The following is a 19087-nucleotide window of genomic DNA, read 5'->3' as shown; positions in this document are numbered from 1 at the left end:
CTGGACAGCCCGCCCGCGCTGTCCGACAATCACCAGCGTGACGTCGTCCTTCGAGTTCAACACGTCCCCCGCGCGGCTCTCCGACGCGGAGCGCGACCGGGTGCTGAAGGTGCTCCGCGACGGCGTCGCCGTGGGCCGCCTCTCCCACGACACGTTCGTCCGCCGCATGGAGCTGGCGCTCGCCGCCCGCCGCCCGGACGAACTCGCCGTGCTCACCGCCGATCTGCGCACCGAGAGCCGTCTGTCGCGCCTGGTGTTCGGCACCGTCGAGGCGGTCTCCGGGTTCTCGCTGCGGCTGCGCAGGGCCTGGCAGGCCGAGCGGCTGCCCAAACTGCAGCTGCCCCACCCGTCGCACGGTCATCCGCTGCGCATAGGGCGCGACCCCGCCAGCGGACTGCGCCTCAACCACGAGACCGTCTCGCGCGTCCACGCCGAACTCCGTCACCAGGGCGGCCTGTGGGTGCTGCGGGACCTCGGCTCCACCAACGGCACCACGGTCAACGGCAGGCGCGTCGTCGGCGCGGCCGTCGTCCGCGCCGGAGACCAGGTGGGCTTCGGCCGGATGATGTTCCGGCTGTCGGCCGGCTGACCGGAAACGGAGTCGCACCTCACCCCCGGCCTGGGCCTTACCGGCCGTCGGTCCGGTGACCTTGGCCGAAACCCGTTGCGGTTCACGGTGTTGACGCGCCCCCGAAGTCGTGACTCACTGTGCGTACACCATCTACACCTGGTGAACCGACGGCACCGCATTGGGGAGGTGTGCCCTGCCGCCCCTGCTGCGCTACCCGACCGTCGACGAACTGGGCACCCGGGCCGCCGCCCTCGTCGCCCGCCACCCGCGTGACGCCCGGCTGCGCCGGATCGGCACCTCCCGCGCGGGCAGCCCCATGTGGCTGCTCTCCGTGGGGCACGGCAGCCGCCAGGCCTTGGTCGTCGCCGGCCCGCACGCCAACGAACCGGTGGGCGGCGCCACCGTGCTGCGTCTGGCCGAGCGGGCCCTGGCCGACCCGCGGCTCACCGAGGGAGCCGACGCCACCTGGAACCTGCTGCTGTGCCTCGACCCGGACGGCTCGCGCCGCAACGAGGGCTGGCTGTCCGGCCCGTACACCCTCGGCCACTATGTCCGGAACTTCTTCCGGCCCGGCTTCCTGGAGCAGCCCGAGTGGCTGCCCGACGGCGCGGCCGGCGCCGCCCTGCCGGAGACCCGGGCACTGCTCGACCTCCAGGACGAGCTGCGCCCGTTCCTCCAGTGCTCCCTGCACGGCGTCGACGTCGGCGGCGGCTTCGTCGAACTCACCCACGACCTGCCGGGCCTCGACCGGCGCCTCAGCCACATCGCCGCCCGGCTCGGCATCCCCCGCGAACTCGGCGCGTACGACGCCCTGTACTGGCCCGGCCTCGGACCCGCCGTCTACCGGATCCCGCCGCCGCGCCGGGCCGATCTGCTCGCGGCCATCACCGAGGCCGCCGTCGAGTCCACCTGGTTCCACCCCTACCGGCACGGCACCGTCACCGCGGTCGTCGAGGCGCCCATGTGGGGCGTGACGGCGGTGGCGGACAGCTCACCGCCCGTGGACCGGGACGCCGTGCTCCGGGCCGTCAGCCGCACCCTGCGCCATGACGCGGGCCTCCTGCGGCACCTCCTGACCCTGATCCGCCCGCACCTCGCCACCGTGCCCGACGCGGCCCGTCTGCTCGCCCCGGTCGACGACTACCTCCTGGTCTGTCCCGGCCTCGCCGACGCCTGGGACCCCGACACCGGCGACAGCCCGGCCCATCCCCTGCCGCCCCTGAGCACCGCCCATCTGGTCGCCCTGCGCATCTCCGGGCGGCGGCTCGCGCTGCGCACGGCGGGACTGCTGCACCGGCTCGTCCGTGCCGCCGGCCGCGACCCGGCCGGGGTGCTGCCGGAGCTGGACCGGCTGATCGACCAGTGGTGCGCCGACTACCGCGACGGCTTCGGGGCGCGCTGGATCCCGGTCGCCCGCCAGGCGGAGTACCAGGCCCGCGTGGTGATCGCCGCGTTCGAGCTGGCCGGCCGGCACGCGCGCGCGTGTCCGGAGCCGGGTGAGCCGGTGCCGATGCAGCGCGACTGAGCCGGGAGGCCGGCGGCCGTCGGGCCGCACCCCGGCCCTTGTTCCGCCCGCTTGCCTGCCTGTGGGCATCGGCGGTGCCCGGCGCGTCCCCGCATGGGACCTACCACGCCCTCTCACGGGCGTGCAGCGCCGCCGCGACGACCGTGCGGGACTGGTGCTCCACCTGGTGCTCCAAGGGCACCCAGCGGGCCCGGAATCGTTCCGCGAAGGCGTCGCTCCACGTCGACACGAGTTCTTCGAGCTGCTTCGCCGCCCGGTCGTCGGTGCCCCGCAGCACCCGCAGCAGCATGGCCGCCGCCCGCAGCGGCACACGCCGCGCGAACGCGTCCACACTGCCGACGTACGCCCGGGTGAGATCGGCGGGCGGGATGTGCAGCAGGTCGGAGGCCAGGCCCGGAACCAGCTCGAGCCCCCATCGGGCGGCCCGCAGCAACGGACCGTCCAGATCCGCCAGCCGGGGCAGCGCGTGGTCGAGCACGCGCGTCACCTCCAGCGCGTCACGCTGCAGCCGACGGGCCAGCCGCCCGATCGCCGCCGCCGGAGCCGGATGCGGAGCCGGGTCGTCCACCAGGTCGCTCGCCCACATCGGCACTTCGACCACCGCGGTCAGTCCGCCGTAGCGGTGGGCGTGGTACCAGGTGCTGTGCCGCGCGTCGTCCGGCAGGCTCGGGTACGCGGGCCCGATCCCCGGCGCCGGCATCACGTGCACGCCCGGCCCGGACGCCGGCCAGCCGGCCGCGTCGGAGGCGCCGGTCTCCACCGGGATGTGCAGCTCGGCCGCGGACTTCGCGAACGGTTCCGCCAGCCCGGGCACGTCCCGCGTCAGCTGCACCCAGCTACCGCCCAGGTCCGTGCCGTGCAGGGTGACCTGGAGGTAGGGGCGCAGCTCGTCGATGACACCCGTCAGGGCCCGGGTCTCGGGCGGCAGCCGGTCCGGCGGCAGCACCGAGGGCGCCCACTCGGGCTGTTCCGGGCCGGCGGGCCGGAAGAACCCCAGGTGGTAGTCGAAGAGGCTGCGCGGTGCCGGCGTCACGTGCAGGCTTGCCCCGTCGGGGTCCGCGCACAGCAGGAAGTGCCAGGAGACGCCGTCGCGCAACTCCCGCTGCTCCAGGACCCGCCGGGCGAGGTCGAGCTGGGTGCAGGAGCCGGTCGGCTCGTTGGCGTGGGCACCCGCGACCACCAGGACGGCACGGCGGGCGCGGCCCACGGACAGCAGGTGCAGGGGCCTGCCCGCGCGTGAGGTGCCCACCTGCCGCAGGGTGCACACGCCGGGACGCTGGGCGGACAACGCCCGGGCAGCTGAGACCTGTTCGGTCACCGTCGGGTAGCGCAGCTCCGGCAGGACACTCACCCCCGTCACATCCGCCCGAGTTCGCCATCGCAGTACCCCACGGCCATGGTGCGGTGTCAAGGGCGCGACCGGGGAGCCCCCAGGGGGCGCCCGGAAGCACGGCCCACCGCTCTTTGCTGGTGCAACCCCCGCCCCACCAGGGTGAGGAACATTCGCCGACCGCCTCGGACAGCGTCGGGTGTGGGTGGACGTGCCGGGCCACGTCGGACGGTTCGGCGTCCCAGCCGACGACCGGCCGACGCGCCGCCCACCCCCGCATGGCGGTGCACCTCCACGAACACGCCACAAGGCGCTGGAGGAGCGGATCGCGCGCGGCACCGTCGATCTCGCCGGGCCCCGTCGTCCCGGTCGGCGAGGAGGAGATCGTGCTCGTGGTGCCCTTCGACGACCGCTTCGCGGGCCGGACGTCGGTGACCCTGCCGGAGCCTGCCGCCGACCGGCGTGGCGGAGCGGTTCGTCGACCTGCTGCGGACGGCCTTGCCGCAGCCTGCGAGCTCCGCTGCCCGTCTACGAGGACTGCCCCGAAGGCGGCCCCGCAGTCGCCTGACCTCGGGACTCCCGTCCAGGAGGACCGCCCGCATGACGGCCCCGAGGTCGCCCGAGCTCAGTCACCCGCCCGTTCCAGCAACGCCACCGGCAGCTCGGCGAACAGTTCCTCCACGCGCGCGTGCCCGGAGAACTCGCGCCCGGGCCGCAGCACGTCCGCCCAGCGGCCCGGCGGCAGCGGCAGCCGCGTGTCCCGCCAGCCACCCGCCTCCGCCAGCCGCAGCGACAGCCGGGTCACGGCCGTCAGCACCGCACCGGAGCGGACGAAGGACAGGCAGTGCGCCGCCGCCGGTCCCTCGGCGGGCAGCGGCATGTACGTCGCCGTGTCACCGAAGGAGCCGGGCCGCCGGGCCCGCAGCCCCAGTGCCGCCCGTGTCACCTCCGTCTTCTCCCCGGAGGTGCTGCCGGACTCCGGGGGCGGGAAGTCCACCGCCCGCCGGTTGTCCGGGTCGACCAGCGCCCGGTACTCCGCCTCCGTGCCCTGGTACACGTCCGGGACGCCCGGCATCGTCAGCTGCACCAGGGCCGTGCCCAGCACGTTGGCCCGGATGTGCGGCGCCAGCGACTCCCTGAACGCGGCGATCCGCTCACCCGGCGCCCCGCACGGCCCGGCCGCCACGAAAGCCGCCACCGCATCCTCGTACGACGGCTCCTGCTCGGTCCAGCTCGTGTACAGGCCCGCCTCCCGCACGTGCTTCAGCAGCGCCCCCCGCACCCGCTCCAGCGCCTCCGGGGCCGGTCCCAGCCCGAACACCGTCTGCCAGGCCGCCCACGCCAGTTGTGCGTCCGGCACGCCCTCCCCGGTCCGGGTCACCTCCGTGAGCACGTCCGCCCAGCGGTCCGGGCACTCGGTGAGCACGTGCAACGCCGCCCGGACGTCCGCGCTGCGCTTGGTGTCGTGCGTCGTCGCGACCGTGCCGGTGACCGGCCAGTCGCGCTGCACGCGCGTGCAGTACGCGTGGAACTCCTCCGGCGACAGGGCCGGAGCACCCGGGTTGCCGCCCACCTCGGTCGCCGACAGCAGGGGCACGTACCGGTAGAACGCGGTGTCCTCCACGGACTTGGCCCGCAGCGCCGACGAGGTCTGCGCGAACCGCGTCCGGAACTCCAGCTGCGCGGGTTCGTCGCCGTAGCGTCCCAGCACCAGGTCCCGCACCACGTCCACGGCCCCGGCCTCCTCGGGGACGGCGAAGGCGTGCCGGGCCTCGGCGGCGGCTTCCTCGGTGACCACGGACGCGGCGTCGGAGGACTCGTAGGGCCGGTAGACCTCCATACGGACCAGGAGCTCCTGGAGGGCGGTGCGCAGCGCCCAGGGCGCGCGGTCGCGCAGGGCGGGCTCCGGGGAGGTCGCGCACAGCCGGCTCACCACCCGGGTGAGGCGGTCGGTCTCGGTCGCCAGCTCGTGCGTGAGGACCTTGTACGCCGCCCTGCGCACCGTCGCCTCCCACTGCCCGCCGCGGTCCGTCTGCGGGGCCGCGAAGCGCCGGTACCGCCCCAGCAGGTCCCCGAACCCTGCCGGGTCCGTGAACACCCCGTCCACGTGCCGCAGGGCGTCGTAGCCGGTGGTCCCGGCGACGGGCCAGGACGCCGGCAGGTGCTCGCCGTCGGCGAGGATCTTCTCCACGACCGTCCAGCGGCCCCCGGTCGCCTCGTGCAGCCGGCGGAGGTAGCCGCCGGGGTCGGCGAGCCCGTCGGGGTGGTCGACGCGCAGCCCGTCGATCACGCCCTCGTGCAGCAGTCCGAGGATCTTGTCGTGGGTGGCCTCGAACACCTCCGGGTCCTCCACCCGCACCCCGATGAGCTCCGAGATGCTGAAGAACCGCCGGTAGTTGAGCTCGGTGCGGGCCAGCCGCCACCACACCGGGCGGTACCACTGCGCGTCCAGCAGGTGCGGCAGCGGCAGGTCCTCGGTGCCCTCCCGCAGCGGCAGGACGTGGTCGTAGTAGCGCAGCACGTCACCGTCGACGCGCAGCTCGTCGAGCACCTCGGCCAGCGGCCCGCCGAGGACCGGCAGCAGCACCTGGCCGTCCTGCGCCTCCCAGTCGATGTCGAACCACCGCGCGTACGGCGACTTCGGGCCCTCCCGCAGCACCTCCCACAGGGCGCGGTTGTGCCGCGGGGCCATGGCCATGTGGTTCGGGACGATGTCCACCACCAGTCCGAGGCCGTGCTCGCGCGTGGTGCGCGCCAGCGACCGCAGCCCCTCCTCGCCGCCCAGCTCCGCGCGCACGCGCGCGTGGTCGACGACGTCGTACCCGTGCATCGAGCCCGGCACCGCCTCCAGGACGGGGGACAGGTGCAGGTGCGAGACGCCGAGCGAGGCCAGGTACGGCACGACGGCCGCGGCTGCTCCGAACGGGAACTCGGGCTGCAGCTGCAGCCGGTACGTGGCCGTGGGCACCACCGGGTCAAGTCGCTCAGGTGTCATGGAAACGTACGTACCCGCCCTGCCGCCGTTCGTGTCATCCCGCGCGGCAGGTGCGCCGCGCGTCGCCCGGACGAGTGGCTTTCCGGACGACGCGCACGCGCCTGGCGGTCACACGGGCCGCTGCAGCACCGTCATGCTCCGGTCCGCCAGGGTCAGCCGGTCACCGGCCTGCACCTTGGAGCCGGTGTCCGAGGGCACCCCCTCGGCGCGGGCGGTGTCGACCACGACTTCCCACTGCCGCCCGTGGTTGACCGGGACGACGAACTCCAGCGGCTTCGGCGAGGCGTTGAACATCAGCAGGAACGAGTCGTCGGTGATGCGCTCCCCGCGCGCGCCCGGCTCGGAGATCGCGTTGCCGTTGAGGAACACCGTCAGCGCCGACGCCTGCGCCGAGTCCCAGTCCCGCTGGGTCATCTCCCGGCCGTCCGGGGTGAACCAGGCGATGTCGGATAGGTCGTCGTGCGTGCCCTCCACGGGCCGTCCGTGGAAGAAGCGCCGGCGGCGGAAGACGGGGTGGTTGCGGCGCAGCCACACCATCGCGCGGGTGAAGTCCAGCAGCCCGGTGTTCGCACCGCCCCGCGCGTCCTCGCCGCCCTCGGTGTCCTCGTCGTTCTCGGGCCACTCGACCCAGGAGATCTCGTTGTCCTGGCAGTAGGCGTTGTTGTTGCCGCGCTGGGTGCGGGCGAACTCGTCGCCGTGGCTGATCATGGGCACGCCCTGGGACAGCATCAGCGTCGCGATGAAGTTCCGCATCTGCCGGGCCCGCAGTTTCAGCACCTCGGGGTCGTCGGTCTCGCCCTCGACGCCGCAGTTCCAGGACCGGTTGTGGCTCTCGCCGTCCCGGTTGTCCTCGCCGTTGGCCTCGTTGTGCTTGTCGTTGTAGGACACCAGGTCGTGCAGCGGGAAGCCGTCGTGGCAGGTCACGAAGTTGATCGAGGCCAGCGGGCGGCGCCCGTCGTCCTGGTACAGGTCGGACGAGCCGGTCAGCCGCGAGGCGAACTCCGCGAGCGTGCGCTGCTCGCCCCGCCACAGGTCGCGCACGGTGTCCCGGTACTTGCCGTTCCACTCGGTCCACAGCGGCGGGAAGTTCCCCACCTGGTAGCCGCCCTCGCCCACGTCCCACGGCTCGGCGATCAGCTTCACCTGGGAGACCACCGGGTCCTGCTGCACCAGGTCGAAGAACGACGACAGCCGGTCCACCTCGTGGAACTGCCGGGCGAGTGTCGCCGCCAGGTCGAAGCGGAACCCGTCGACGTGCATGTCCGTGACCCAGTACCGCAGCGAGTCCATGATCAGCTGGAGCACGTGAGGCGAGCGCATGAGCAGGGAGTTCCCTGTCCCTGTCGTGTCCATGTAGTAGCGGGGGTCGTCCGTCAGCCGGTAGTAGCGCGGGTTGTCCAGGCCCTTGAAGGACAGGGTGGGGCCCAGGTGGTTGCCCTCGGCGGTGTGGTTGTAGACCACGTCGAGGATCACCTCGATCCCGGCCTCGTGCAGCGCCTTCACCGCGGACTTGAACTCCAGCACCTGCTGGCCCCGGTCCCCCCAGGACGCGTAGGCGTTGTGCGGGGCGAAGAAGCCGATGGTGTTGTAGCCCCAGTAGTTGTTCAGGCCCATGTCGACCAGCCGGTGATCGTTCACGAACTGGTGCACGGGCATCAGCTCCAGGGCCGTGACCCCGAGCTCCGTGAGGTGCTCGATGATCGCCGGGTGCGCGAGGGCCGCGTACGTGCCGCGCAGCTCCTCCGGGAGGCCCGGGTGCCGCATGGTGAGGCCCTTGACGTGGGCCTCGTAGATCACCGTGTGGTGGTACTCGGTGCGCGGGCGGCGGTCGTCGCCCCAGTCGAAGTAGGGGTTGACCACGACCGACGTCATGGTGTGCGGCGCCGAGTCGAGATCGTTGCGCCGGTCGGGATCGTCGAAGTGGTAGCCGTAGACCTCCTCGCCCCAGCGGATCGAACCGCTGATCGCACGTGCGTACGGATCGAGGAGCAGCTTCGCGGAGTTGCACCGCAGCCCGTGCTCCGGTGCGTACGGCCCGTGCACCCGGAACCCGTACCGCTGCCCGGGCATGATGCCGGGCACGTACGCGTGCCGGACGAACGCGTCGCTCTCGCGGAGCTCGATCGCCGTCTCCGAGCCGTCGTCGTGCAGCAGACACAGCTCTACTCGGTCCGCGGCCTCCGTGAAGACCGCGAAATTGGTACCGGCGCCGTCGTACGTGGCACCGAGTGGATACGCCTCGCCAGGCCAGACCTGCATGTCTACGACTCTTTCAGGTGTGCGGCGCCGGTGGGGACGCCTTGGTCCCGAGTCTCCCCGAAAGTGAGGGAACCTCCTATGACTTATCTCCCTCTTATCGAGTGACCAGTGCATACGCGGTATGCCAAACCAATGGGGCCGACGCATACTCCCGGGGCTTGGGGGAGTAGGGGGAAGACGTGCGCAACATAGTGCACCGCCACCTGGGGAAGATGGTGGCCGGTACCGCCATCGCGGTGGCCGGGACCGCCGTGATGGTGGCGGTGACCCTGCCCGGCACGGCGGGGGCGGACGACAGCGGGACCCGGACGGGCCGGTCCGCCGCGCAGGAGGCCGGCGCCGCGGGGGCGGGCGCCGCGGGGGCGGGCGGCCGGGCCGTGGCACCGGGTGTCGTCGAGGAGGCCCCTGCCGAGGGGCGGAAGGGCGAGGGCAGCGATCCGCTGACCGACGACGAGCTGGAGCGAGCCGGGAAGATCGCCCTCAGCCGGCAGCTGTTCGGCAGCAGTGAGAGCGTCGACGGGGAACGCGGCCCGCAGCGACTCGGCGTCGACCTGGCCGAACCCGAGGCCGACGGGGCCGCCGGGCCGGACGCGCCCCGGCGCGCCGACGTGACCTTCTACGACTACCGGGACGACACCCTCGTCACCCGGACCGTCGACCTCGGCACCGGCAAGGTGGTGCACACCGACACCCAGCACGGCGTCCAGCCGCCGCTGAGCCGCGCCGAGAAGGCCGAGGCGGCCGGCCTGCTGCTCGCCGACCCGCTCGGCTCGGGTCTGAAGGCCGACTACCAGGACGCCACCGGCAAGGCACTCACCTCGCCCGACCAGCTCCAGCTCAGCGGAGCCGTCTACCGGGCCGCGCCGGGCGCCCAGCCCGCCGCGCTCGACCAGTGCGGAGAGCACCGCTGCGTCCGGCTCTTCCCGAAGATCAAGAACGGACCGTGGGTCGACGCCAGGTCGCTGGTGATCGACCTGAGCGCCCGCAAGGTCGCCCGGCTCGACCGCTGAGCCGCCCGTTTCACCCACCGTCCACCTCGCTCCTCCTCGTCTGGGAGTCATCTCGTCATGCGCGTGAACAGCAACACCAAGGCCCGCACCCGGGCGGCCGTGGGCCTGACCGTGGCCGCGCTGGCCGCGGGGGCCACGGCCGGCGCGGGACCCGCCACCGCCCGGCCCCAGGCCGCTCCCGCCCCGGCCGCCGACTGCAGCGCCGCCTACCGCATCGAGCAGAAGCTCTCCTCCGGCACCACCTGGCGGATGTGCTGGCGCTACGACGGCAAGGCCGGCCTCGTCCTGGACGACATCGCGTACCAGCCCAAGGGCGAACCCAAACCGATCAAGGTCCTCAACAGCGCCCGCCTCGGCCAGATCCACGTCCCCTACGACGACGGCAACGTCGAGTACGACGACCTCACCGGCTTCGACTTCGCCCAGGGCCTGATGAACCTGGCGCCCGGCGAGTGCCCCGGCGGCGCCATCAAGACGGTCAAGGTCCCGGACTCCTGGAACGAGGACCCGAACGTCAAGGGCCTGTGCACCACCACCCGCTCCCGCGGCCACGCCTACCGCATGCAGGGCGACACCGCGAACAAGGTCTACCAGGCCGAGGGCAAGGACCTGCTCGTCTACACGGTGAACCAGGTCGGCTGGTACGAGTACATGACCGAGTGGCGCTTCCAGGACGACGGCACGATCACCATGAACGTCGGCGCGACCGGCAGTCTGTCCTGGGACGACTACGACGCCGGCGACGGCCGGGGCTGGCCCATCGGCAAGGGCGCGAGCGCGGCCAAGGCCACCAGCCACAGCCACAACGTCTTCTGGCGGCTCGACTTCGCCCTGGACGGCTCCACCAAGAACAAGGTCGAGCAGTACGACTCCACCGTCGCCGCCCCCACCCGGGGACAGCGCGCGCCCACCGTCAGGACGACCCGCACCAAGGTCACCAAGGAGCTGGCCGGAGACAGCAAGAGCTACCGGTGGTGGCGCGTGGTCAGCGCCACCGGCAAGAACAAGGACGGACACGCGCGCTCCTACGAGATCGTCCCCGGACCCACCACCAGGTACCCGGGACGCGGCTACACCAAGCACGACGTGTACGTCACGCAGTACAACAAGTGCGAACTCTTCGCCAGCAACAACCCGGGAGCCTGCGGTGCGGGCGCCGGGAAGTCCGTCGACAAGTGGGTGAACGGGCAGACCCTGACCCACCCGGTCCTCTGGACGAACATCGGCTTCCACCACATAGCCCGGGACGAGGACCAGCAGCCCATGCCCGTCCACTGGCAGGGATTCTCCATCGTCCCGCGCGACGTCACGGCCATGAATCCGCTCACTCCGGCCGAGCTCGGATGGCAGAACGGGCACTGGCGGCCCCGGGGTTGAGAATCAGCCTGCCCATCCGGCTGCATCGCCGACCGCTCCCGGAGTACCCTTCCTTGATCGTTGACAAGGGCAGTGCGGGGGAGCGGAAGGCGGTGCGCGGGTGGGCTCGGGAGGGCTGGAGCTGCCCCCTGGTGACGAGGGTCACGAGGGGAACTCCACAGATGTCCCGACCGGAGCCGTGTCCCTGGCGCGGCCGATGGACGCGACGGGCTCGATCGGTCCGGAACTGGACTGGAACGCCGACGCCTGGCGCGAGGTGCGCACCCGCGCCCAGCGGGCCGGCCGGGCCTACATCTGGCTGAACCTCGTCGAACAGCGGCTGCGCGCGGTCGTCGCCGCCGTGCTGCGGCCCGTGTACGAACCCGTGCACGGCGAGGACTGGGTGGTGGCCGCCGCCGGACCGGCCGGCCAGGAGTGGGTGCAGCGCGCGGTGGCGGTCCGCGAGGTCAGCCGCCGCAAGGGCTATCTCCTCGACCCGGCGGACGACAACGTCCTGTCCTTCCTCACCCTGCCGCAGCTGCGCGAGCTGATGGTGCAGCACTGGCCCTGCTTCGAGCCGTACTTCGACGACCGGCGGGACGTCGAACTCGCCCTGGACGAGCTGGAGGTCACCCGCAACGTCGTCTCCCGCAACCGGGCCCTGTCCGAGGCCGTGCTGAACCAGGCCGAGCGGGCCTCCGCCCGGCTGCTGGAGATGCTCGGCGCGGGCGGTGACGTGCCCTCGGCGCGCCGGCTGCCGATCGACGCGGTCGAGGACCTGGTCGGTGACCGGTACGCCGACGTCGTCGCCGTCCACCCGGACCGGGTGCGGCTGATGCGGCAGTTCCCGGCCGAGGACATCTTCGGCGGCGCACGCCGCCTCGACGCCATCGGCATCGGCCTCAACCTGCTCGTGCAGAACTTCTCCGGCCGGCGTCTGGTGCGGCTGGCCGAAGCCGGCTGCCGGGTCAGGCTGCTGTTCCTCAACCCGGCCTCCAGCGCGGTCAAGCGCCGCGAGCGCGAACTGGGCATCAAGCGCGGCGAACTCAGCCGGGCCGTCGAGATGAACATCCTGCACATGCGCCGGGTGCGCGCCCGGCTGCGCGACCCCGGCGCCTTCGAGATCCAGGTCTTCGACGAGACGCCCCGCTTCACGGCGTACCTGGTGGACGGCGACGGCGCGGACGGCATCGCTGTCGTGCAGAACTATCTGCGCCGGACCCGGGGCATGGAGGCGCCGGTGTTCGTGCTGCGTAACGGCAGCAAGGTGGTGAAGTCGGGTGAGGCGGACGAAAGTGGCCTCTTCCCCACCTATCGCGAGGAGTTCGAGGTGATGTGGGCGGATTCGCGGCCGGTGTCATGAACTGCGCTCCGGTGCGCGGTGGTTCTCCGGCCTGCCGCCGGGCGTGAGCGGAACGCGATCCTCTGATTGTCAGTGGCGCATGCGAAGGTGGGGACCACTGGGGGAACGCACCACAAGAAGGGGGACCGCCCATGGGCTGGCACCGGGAGCTGCTGGTCGGCTTCGACCTGGAGACGACGGGTACGGATCCGCGCGAGGCGCGCATCGTCACGGGGGCCGTGATCGAGGTCAGGGGCGGAGAGCCGATGGGCCGCCGCGAATGGCTGGCCGACCCGGGAGTGCCGATCCCCGAGGAGGCCGTGGCGGTGCACGGCATCAGCAACGAGCGCGCGGCGGCCGAGGGCAGACCGGCCGACCAGGTGGCGGACTCCCTCGCGGACGTCCTCGCCTCCTACTGGAAGTCGGGCGTCCCGGTCGTCGCCTACAACGCGACGTTCGACCTCACGCTGCTCTCCGCGGAGTTGCGGCGCCACGGTCTGCCGTCCCTGCGGGACCGCCTGGGCGGCGCGGACCCGGCCCCGGTCATCGACCCGTACACCATCGATCGGCAGGTCGACCGCTACCGCCGCGGCAAACGCAACCTGGAAGCGGTCTGCGCCGAGTACGGCGTCGTCCTCGACACCGCCCACGACGCCATGGCCGACGCCCTCGCGGCGGCCCTCCTGGCGGGTGCGATAGCCGACCGCCACCCCAAGATCGCCATGCTCGGCCCGGCGGCCCTGCACCACCGTCAGGTCGAGTGGTACGCGCAGTGGGCGGCGGACTTCCAGAGCTTCCTGCGCGGCAAGGGCGACCCCACCGCCTCGGTCGACGGGGCCTGGCCCCTGCGGGAGTTGCCCGGCGAACCGGTCCGACAGGGCTCGCCGGCCGTCAGAACGGGTACCACCGCACCGTCTCGTCCCCGTCCCTGAGGGACCGCACCCGCCGTTCGAACTCGGCCAGCGCCTTCGGGTTGCCCGGCGCGTGCTGAGCCACCCACGCGCAACTGGCCGTCTCCCGGGCTCCGCGCAGCACACCGCAGCCCTCCCAGCCGCGTACGTCCCAGCCGTAGGCCTCCGTGAACGACGCGTACGCCTCGTCCGGCATCCCGTACCGGTCGTGGGACAGCGCCATCACCACGAGATCGTGCTCCCGCAGATCCACCGACACCGTCTCCAGATCCACCAGCACGGGCCCGTCGGGTCCGATGTGCACATTGCGCGGCAGCGCGTCCCCGTGGATCGGCCCCGGTGGCAGATGCGGCGTGAGCGCGGCGGCCCGGTCGGCGAACCCGTCCCGCCGCTCGCGCAGATACGCCGCGTCCGCGGGATCGATCGCGTCCCCCGCGAGCCGCAGCCATCGCTCCACCCCGCCCAGCAGATCGCGGGCCGGGAGTGCGAAGGGAGGAAGCGGCGTGGCGTGCACGATCCGTAGCAGTTCGGCCAGATCCCGCGGCTCGGCGGGCCGTACGGCGTCCGGCAGCCGGTGCCAGACCGTCACGGGATGCCCGTCGACCAGCAGCGCCTGCGGCTCGGCCGCCCGCACCGCCGGCACACCCGCGTCGGCGAGCCACTGCGCGACGTCCAGTTCGTGGCGCGCCCGGCCGAGGAGCTCGGCGTCGCGGCCGACCTTGACGACCAGGTCACCGGCGGCGAACACCGCGTTCTCGCCCAGGGCGAGCAGCCGCGCCTCGCGGACCGCACCGGGCAGCACCCCTGCCGCGTCCAGTACGTCCCGCGCCCGTGCCTCGTCCATCGTCCGCCTCCGTCGTCCACGCCCCGGCCGTCGGGTTTGGGCCATCCACCGGCCAGTGTCGCATCGGCACAGGTCGGACGGTGTACGCGGTGCCTTGACGAGGCAGCAGGCCTGCACGAGCATGACCGGGCCGGCGAGCCGTGCAGAGGGGCTGATTCCGTGACATCGGTGACCGAGGCCGCATCCCCTTCGCCACCCTCACCGCCCTCGCCGCCGGGGTGGCGGGCCCGTCGCAGACCCGGCCCGGACCGGCCCGGGGCCGACGTCGACCACGGTGCCTGGTTCCTGGTGCTGCCGGCCCTGATCCCCATCCTCGTCCTCAGCGTCGGGCCGCTGCTGTACGGCATCCTGCTGGCCTTCACCGACGCCCAGTCGGGGCGCACCGAGCCCACACAGTGGATCGGCGCCCTCAACTTCCGGGACCTGCTGCACGACACGCTGTTCTGGGAGTCGTTCCGGGTCGGGCTGGTGTGGGCGGTCGGGGTGACCGTGCCGCAGTTCCTGCTCGCGCTGGGCCTCGCGCTGCTGCTGAACCAGGACCTGCGACTGCGCTGGCTGGCCCGCGCCCTCGCGATCGTCCCCTGGGCTATGCCCGAGGTCGTCGTCGGCGTCATGTGGCGGCTCGTCTACCACCCGGACGCCGGCATCCTCAACGAGACCCTGCGCGACCTCGGTCTGGGCGTCGGCCGGGACTGGCTCAGCGGACTGGCGACCGCGCTGCCCGCGGTGATCGTGGTCGGCGTCTGGGCGGGTATGCCGCAGACGACGGTCGCGCTGCTCGCCGGGCTGCAGAACACCCCGCGCGAACTGCACGAGGCGGCCGCGGTCGACGGCGCCGGCGCCTGGCGCCGCTTCCGTACGGTCACCTGGCCCGCCCTCAGGCCCATCGCCCTCGCCATCACCGCGCTCAACCTCATCTGGAACGTCAACTCCTTCGCCCTGGTCTACGTGCTGACCAACGGCGGCCCCGGCGGCCGGACCCGGCTGCCCATGCTCTTCGCCTACGAAGAGGCCTTCCGGTACGGGCAGTTCGGCTACGCGGCGGCGATGGGCTGCGTGATGGTGGCCGTGATCTCGATCGCCCTGGCCGTCTTCCTCGCCGGCCGCCTCAGGGGAGGTGACCGGACGTGAGGACCGCACTCCCGGCCCGCGTCGGCCGGTACGCCGCGCTGCTCGCCTATCTGGTCTTCCTCGCGTTCCCGTTCCTCTGGCTGGTCTCCACCGCGTTCAAGCCGCCGCGCGAGCTCGGCAGCCTGCACCCCACCTGGATCCCCGAGGAGCCCACCCTCGACAACTTCCGGCAGGCCTTCGCCGAACAACCGCTGCTGCACGCCGCCTTCAACTCCCTGGCCGCCGCGCTCGCGGCCGCGGTCGTCGCCGTGCTGATCGCGACACCGATGGCCTACGTCCTCGCCCGGCGCCGCACCCGGCTCGCCACGGCCGTGACGGGCTGGGTGGTCGTCAGCCAGGCGTTCCCCTTCGTCCTGCTGATCATCCCGCTCTTCCTCGTCCTGAAGAACCTCCGCCTGATCGACTCCGTGCCGGGGCTGGTGCTGGTGTACGTGGTGTGGGCGCTGCCCTTCGCGCTGTGGATGCTCGCCGGCTACGTACGGGCCGTGCCACCCGAGCTGGAGGAGGCCGCGGCGGTCGACGGGGCGGGCCGGGTGCGGACGCTGGTGTCGGTGACCGCGCCGCTGCTCGCGCCGGGCATCGTGGCGACCGGACTGTTCGCGTTCATCACCGCGTGGAACGAGTTCTTCTTCGCGCTCGTGCTCCTCAAGACACCGGAGAAGCAGACCCTTCCGGTGGTCCTCACCCACTTCATCGGTGCCGAGGGCGTCGCCGACCTGGGCCCGCTCGCGGCGGCCGCGTTCCTCGCGACCCTGCCCTCCCTGGTCGTCTTCGCGCTCATCCAGCGGCGGATCACCGGCGGCATGCTCACCGGGGCGGTGAAGAACTGATGCGCACCCGCCTGCTGGCCCTGGTCCTGCTGTTGCTGCTCGGCGGCTGCTCCGCCGGCGGCACCCGTGACGACGGCCGGATCACGCTGCGCTTCCAGTCCCTGGCCTGGCAGGAGGAGTCCGTCGAGGTCAACAAGCAGCTGGTGAGGGAGTGGAACGCCACCCACCCCGACGTCCGGGTCGAGTACGTCCAGGGCTCCTGGGACAGCGTCCACGACCAGCTCCTCACCGCCTTCGAGGGCGGCGAGGCACCCGACATCGTCCACGACGCCTCCGACGACCTCGCCGACTTCGCCCACGGCGGCTACCTGGCCGACCTCACCGAGCTGCTGCCCGCGCGGCTCACGTCGGACATCCCGCGGCGCAGCTGGGAGACGACCACTTTCGGGAACGGCGTTTACGGCGTCCCGTTCCTCCAGGAACCGCGCGTGCTGATCGCCAACGCCACATGGCTGCGACGGTCCGGAGCGCGGATACCCACTCCCGAACAGCCGTGGACCTGGGAGGAGTTCCGCGGGATCACCGAACGCCTCAGCGGCCCGGGCAGGTTCGGCGTCGCCTGGCCCCTGAAGGAGCCCGTCTCCGCCACGCTCAACCTCTCCCTGTCGGCGGGCGGACAGCTCTTCCACCGGGGCCCGGACGGCAAGGTGACGGTCCGGTTCGGGGCGGCCGAGGAGGTGGTGCCGCGCACCGTCCACGCCCAGGCGAACACCGACCGCAGCGCCTCGCCGACGACCCTGGGCAGCGGTGGCTCCGACACGCTGCCGGGCTTCTTCGCGGGCCGGTACGCGATGGTCCCGCTCGGCTTCTCCTACCGCCAGCAGATCGCGCAGCAGGCCCCGAAGGGCTTCGCATGGCAGGTGCTGCCCGCCCCGGCGGGCGCGGACGGGCTCATTCAGGGCGTCAGCCCGCAGACGCTCTCCATCGCCGAGGACTGCCGGCACAAGAAGGAAGCCGCGCAGTTCCTCGCATTCTTCCTCCGACCGGCGAACATGGTCCGGCTCGCCCTCGGCGACTGGATGCTGCCCACCGGTCGGCAGGCCCTGAAGGACCCCGCCCTGCGCCGGCACAAGGACGGCTGGGACATCGGCACGGCCCTCGCCGAGCACCTGAGACCGGCACCGGCCCAGTCCGTACGCGGCTACCCGGAGTGGAAGGACAAGGTCGCCACGCCCGCCTTCCAGGAGTACTACAGCGGGGCGATCGGCATCGGAGAGCTGCGCCGGCGTCTGGAGCGGGACGGCAACCTGGTGCTGGCCCGCTACCAGCGCTGAACCGCTACCAGCGCTGAACCGGCGAAAACCCGTTGTCGGCGCGCTCGGGCAGCCCTTGGCGTGCTGCCCGTGGGTATCAACGCGATCTACATCTCCGCTGACGGTCCGGAGCCGGCCCCGCCTCGAGTGGCGGCTGCTCGGTCGGGTCGGGCGGCGCAACTTCCGGTCGGTGCCGCGCGTGGACGCCGGCGTGCTGCGCCTGGAGCGGCGCGGGACCCCGCTGCTCGACGACGCCTTCCGCAGTCGGTGCTCCCTGGTCGAACTGGGCTTCTCCGGGGTGGGCGGCTCACAGCACACCTCGCTGCGCCGGGCTCATCCGAGGCGGCGGGTGGACGCCGCGTTCCGGGTGGCGCGGCTGGATGCGGGCGTGCTGGTGGGCCAGGTGACTCCGGCGCAATGGCTGCGCCTGCACGACGTGCCGACCTCGTAGAGCACAGAGGAGGCGTAAAGACATTGCACGAGACGTCTCGTCTCGTCTAGTCTCGGCGCATGACCAGTCGCGCCCACATCGCCATGTTCTCCATCGCCGCCCACGGCCACGTGAACCCGAGTCTGGAGGTGATCCGTGAACTCGTGGCGCGTGGCCACCGGGTGACCTACGCGATCCCGCCGGTCTTCGCCGACAAGGCCGCGGAGACCGGCGCCGAGGTGAAGCCGTGGACCTCGATCCTGCCCTCGCCCGACGACGACCCGGAGGCGTGGGGGAGCACCCTGCTGGACAACGTCGAGCCGTTCCTGGACGACGCGATCCAGGCCCTCCCGCAGCTGATCGAGGCCTACAAGGGCGACGAGCCGGACCTCGTCCTGCACGACATCGCCTCCTACCCGGGCCGTGTGCTCGCCCACCGCTGGGGCGTCCCCGCGGTCTCCCTCTCGCCGGCCATGGTCGCCTGGGAGGGGTACGAGGAGGAGGTCGCCCGGCCCTTGTGGGAGGAGCCGAAGAAGACCGAACGGGGGCAGGCCTACTACGCCCGCTTCCAGGCCTGGCTGGAGGACAACGGGATCGACCGGCACCCCGACGACTTCGGGGGACGGCCCGACCGTTCGATCGTCCTGCTCCCCAAGGCGCTCCAGCCGAACGCGGAGCGCGTCGACCAGAGCGTGTACTCCTTCGTCGGAGCCTGCCAGGGCGACCGCACCGCCGAGGGCGGCTGGCAGCGGCCGGCCGGCGCCGAGAAGGTCGTGCTCGTCTCCCTCGGGTCCGCGTTCACCAAGCAGCCCGGCTTCTACCGGGAGTGCGTCAAGGCGTTCGGCGACCTGCCCGGCTGGCACCTGGTGCTCTCGATCGGCAAGCACATCGACCCGGCCGAGTTCGCGGACGTCCCGGCCGACGTCGAGGTGCACACCTGGGTGCCGCAGCTGGCGATCCTGAAGCAGGCCGACCTGTTCGTCACGCACGCGGGCATGGGCGGCAGTCAGGAAGGCCTCGCCACCGCCACTCCGATGATCGCCGTACCGCAGGCCGCGGACCAGTTCGGCAACGCGGAGACGCTCACGGGTCTCGGCGTCGCCCGCTGCGTCCCCACCGAGGAGGCGACCGGGGAGACGCTGCGCGCGGCGGCCCTCGCCCTGCTCGACGACCCGCAGGTCGCCCGGCGTCTGGAGGAACTCGGGGCGGAGGCGGCCCGGGAGGGCGGCACATGGCGCGCGGCCGACCTCATCGAGGCCGAACTGGCCGCCGCACGAGGCCGGTCGAGCACAGCCGCAAC

Annotated in this window: 13 protein-coding genes and 2 pseudogenes; 11 read left to right on the top strand and 4 right to left on the bottom strand. The window is 72.5% G+C overall.

Features of this window, described 5'->3' with window-relative positions:
* Positions 1–37 precede the first annotated feature (37 nt).
* Positions 38–589, top strand: a complete 552-nt coding sequence (locus ACFZDI_RS30635) for a DUF1707 and FHA domain-containing protein (protein WP_234846432.1) — start codon at positions 38–40, stop codon at positions 587–589.
* Positions 590–749: 160 nt separating this feature from the next.
* The gene (locus ACFZDI_RS30630; RefSeq protein WP_234846431.1) at positions 750–2096 is read left to right on the top strand and encodes a M14 family zinc carboxypeptidase; all 1347 of its coding nucleotides are present in this window, start codon (positions 750–752) and stop codon (positions 2094–2096) included.
* A 100-nt stretch (positions 2097–2196) separates the two neighbouring features.
* On the opposite strand, the gene ACFZDI_RS30625 is transcribed toward ACFZDI_RS30630, so the two are convergent.
* The 3 genes from ACFZDI_RS30625 to glgX form a co-directional block, all read right to left on the bottom strand.
* On the bottom strand, positions 2197–3447 hold the full coding sequence (locus tag ACFZDI_RS30625) for a M14 family zinc carboxypeptidase (RefSeq protein ID WP_391254881.1): 1251 nt from the start codon (positions 3445–3447) through the stop codon (positions 2197–2199).
* A 604-nt stretch (positions 3448–4051) separates the two neighbouring features.
* Positions 4052–6421 carry a malto-oligosyltrehalose synthase gene (gene treY / locus ACFZDI_RS30620; protein WP_391254877.1) on the bottom strand — a complete coding sequence of 790 codons (2370 nt, stop codon included), beginning with the start codon at positions 6419–6421 and terminating at the stop codon, positions 4052–4054.
* Between the two features lie 108 nt (positions 6422–6529).
* On the bottom strand, positions 6530–8680 hold the full coding sequence (gene glgX, locus ACFZDI_RS30615) for a glycogen debranching protein GlgX (RefSeq protein ID WP_391254874.1): 2151 nt from the start codon (positions 8678–8680) through the stop codon (positions 6530–6532).
* Between the two features lie 179 nt (positions 8681–8859).
* Here glgX and ACFZDI_RS30610 point away from each other — a divergent pair, with 179 nt between their 5' ends.
* The 4 genes from ACFZDI_RS30610 to ACFZDI_RS30595 all read left to right on the top strand — a co-directional run bounded on the left by ACFZDI_RS30610 (position 8860) and on the right by ACFZDI_RS30595 (position 13320).
* On the top strand, positions 8860–9690 hold the full coding sequence (locus ACFZDI_RS30610; RefSeq protein ID WP_391254872.1) for a Tat pathway signal sequence domain protein: 831 nt from the start codon (positions 8860–8862) through the stop codon (positions 9688–9690).
* A gap of 57 nt (positions 9691–9747) precedes the next feature.
* Positions 9748–11067: a copper amine oxidase gene (locus ACFZDI_RS30605; RefSeq protein ID WP_391254869.1), complete on the top strand. Its 1320-nt coding sequence runs from the start codon at positions 9748–9750 to the stop codon at positions 11065–11067.
* A gap of 100 nt (positions 11068–11167) precedes the next feature.
* Positions 11168–12409 (top strand): SAV2148 family HEPN domain-containing protein, encoded by a 1242-nt coding sequence (locus ACFZDI_RS30600; protein WP_391254866.1) that lies wholly within the window; start codon positions 11168–11170, stop codon positions 12407–12409.
* A gap of 131 nt (positions 12410–12540) precedes the next feature.
* Positions 12541–13320, top strand: coding sequence for a 3'-5' exonuclease (locus ACFZDI_RS30595; RefSeq protein ID WP_234846424.1), 780 nt, complete (start codon positions 12541–12543; stop codon positions 13318–13320).
* On the opposite strand, the gene ACFZDI_RS30590 is transcribed toward ACFZDI_RS30595, so the two are convergent.
* Entirely contained in the window at positions 13280–14143 is an 864-nt protein-coding gene (locus ACFZDI_RS30590) for a phosphotransferase (protein ID WP_391254864.1), read from the bottom strand. The two genes, ACFZDI_RS30595 and ACFZDI_RS30590, sit on opposite strands and share 41 nt — an antisense overlap.
* A gap of 159 nt (positions 14144–14302) precedes the next feature.
* Between ACFZDI_RS30590 and ACFZDI_RS30585 the strand changes: the two genes are divergently transcribed.
* The 5 genes and pseudogenes from ACFZDI_RS30585 to mgt all read left to right on the top strand — a co-directional run.
* Complete coding sequence (locus tag ACFZDI_RS30585) at positions 14303–15274, top strand: ABC transporter permease subunit (RefSeq protein WP_391254860.1); 972 nt, start codon at positions 14303–14305, stop codon at positions 15272–15274.
* On the top strand, positions 15271–16104 hold the full coding sequence (locus ACFZDI_RS30580) for an ABC transporter permease subunit (RefSeq protein ID WP_391254857.1): 834 nt from the start codon (positions 15271–15273) through the stop codon (positions 16102–16104). Before ACFZDI_RS30585 ends, ACFZDI_RS30580 begins: the two co-directional genes overlap by 4 nt.
* On the top strand, positions 16104–17378 hold the full coding sequence (locus ACFZDI_RS30575) for an extracellular solute-binding protein (RefSeq protein WP_391254853.1): 1275 nt from the start codon (positions 16104–16106) through the stop codon (positions 17376–17378). Before ACFZDI_RS30580 ends, ACFZDI_RS30575 begins: the two co-directional genes overlap by 1 nt.
* 91 nt (positions 17379–17469) lie before the next feature.
* Positions 17470–17808, top strand: a pseudogene (locus ACFZDI_RS30570) (rRNA adenine N-6-methyltransferase family protein); the annotation flags it as partial.
* A 59-nt stretch (positions 17809–17867) separates the two neighbouring features.
* Positions 17868–19067 (top strand): annotated as a pseudogene (gene mgt / locus ACFZDI_RS30565) (macrolide-inactivating glycosyltransferase); the annotation flags it as partial.
* Between the last annotated feature and the right edge of the window lie 20 nt (positions 19068–19087).

It is taken from the genome of Streptomyces sp. NPDC007907, assembly GCF_042959365.1.
Taxonomy (GTDB): domain Bacteria; phylum Actinomycetota; class Actinomycetes; order Streptomycetales; family Streptomycetaceae; genus Streptomyces; species Streptomyces indiaensis.
The sequence above is the reverse complement of the archived record's forward strand: the minus strand, read 5'-3'. Positions and strand labels throughout refer to the sequence as shown.

What these genes read in the sequence shown, in the direction of transcription:
- treY (WP_391254877.1), bottom strand. Translation starts at nt 6,421, where the DNA reads ATGACACCTGAGCGACTTGACCCGGTGGTGCCCACGGCCACGTACCGG.
- glgX (WP_391254874.1), bottom strand. Translation starts at nt 8,680, where the DNA reads ATGCAGGTCTGGCCTGGCGAGGCGTATCCACTCGGTGCCACGTACGAC.
- ACFZDI_RS30605 (WP_391254869.1), top strand. Translation starts at nt 9,748, where the DNA reads ATGCGCGTGAACAGCAACACCAAGGCCCGCACCCGGGCGGCCGTGGGC.
- ACFZDI_RS30595 (WP_234846424.1), top strand. Translation starts at nt 12,541, where the DNA reads ATGGGCTGGCACCGGGAGCTGCTGGTCGGCTTCGACCTGGAGACGACG.
- ACFZDI_RS30590 (WP_391254864.1), bottom strand. Translation starts at nt 14,143, where the DNA reads ATGGACGAGGCACGGGCGCGGGACGTACTGGACGCGGCAGGGGTGCTG.
- ACFZDI_RS30575 (WP_391254853.1), top strand. Translation starts at nt 16,104, where the DNA reads ATGCGCACCCGCCTGCTGGCCCTGGTCCTGCTGTTGCTGCTCGGCGGC.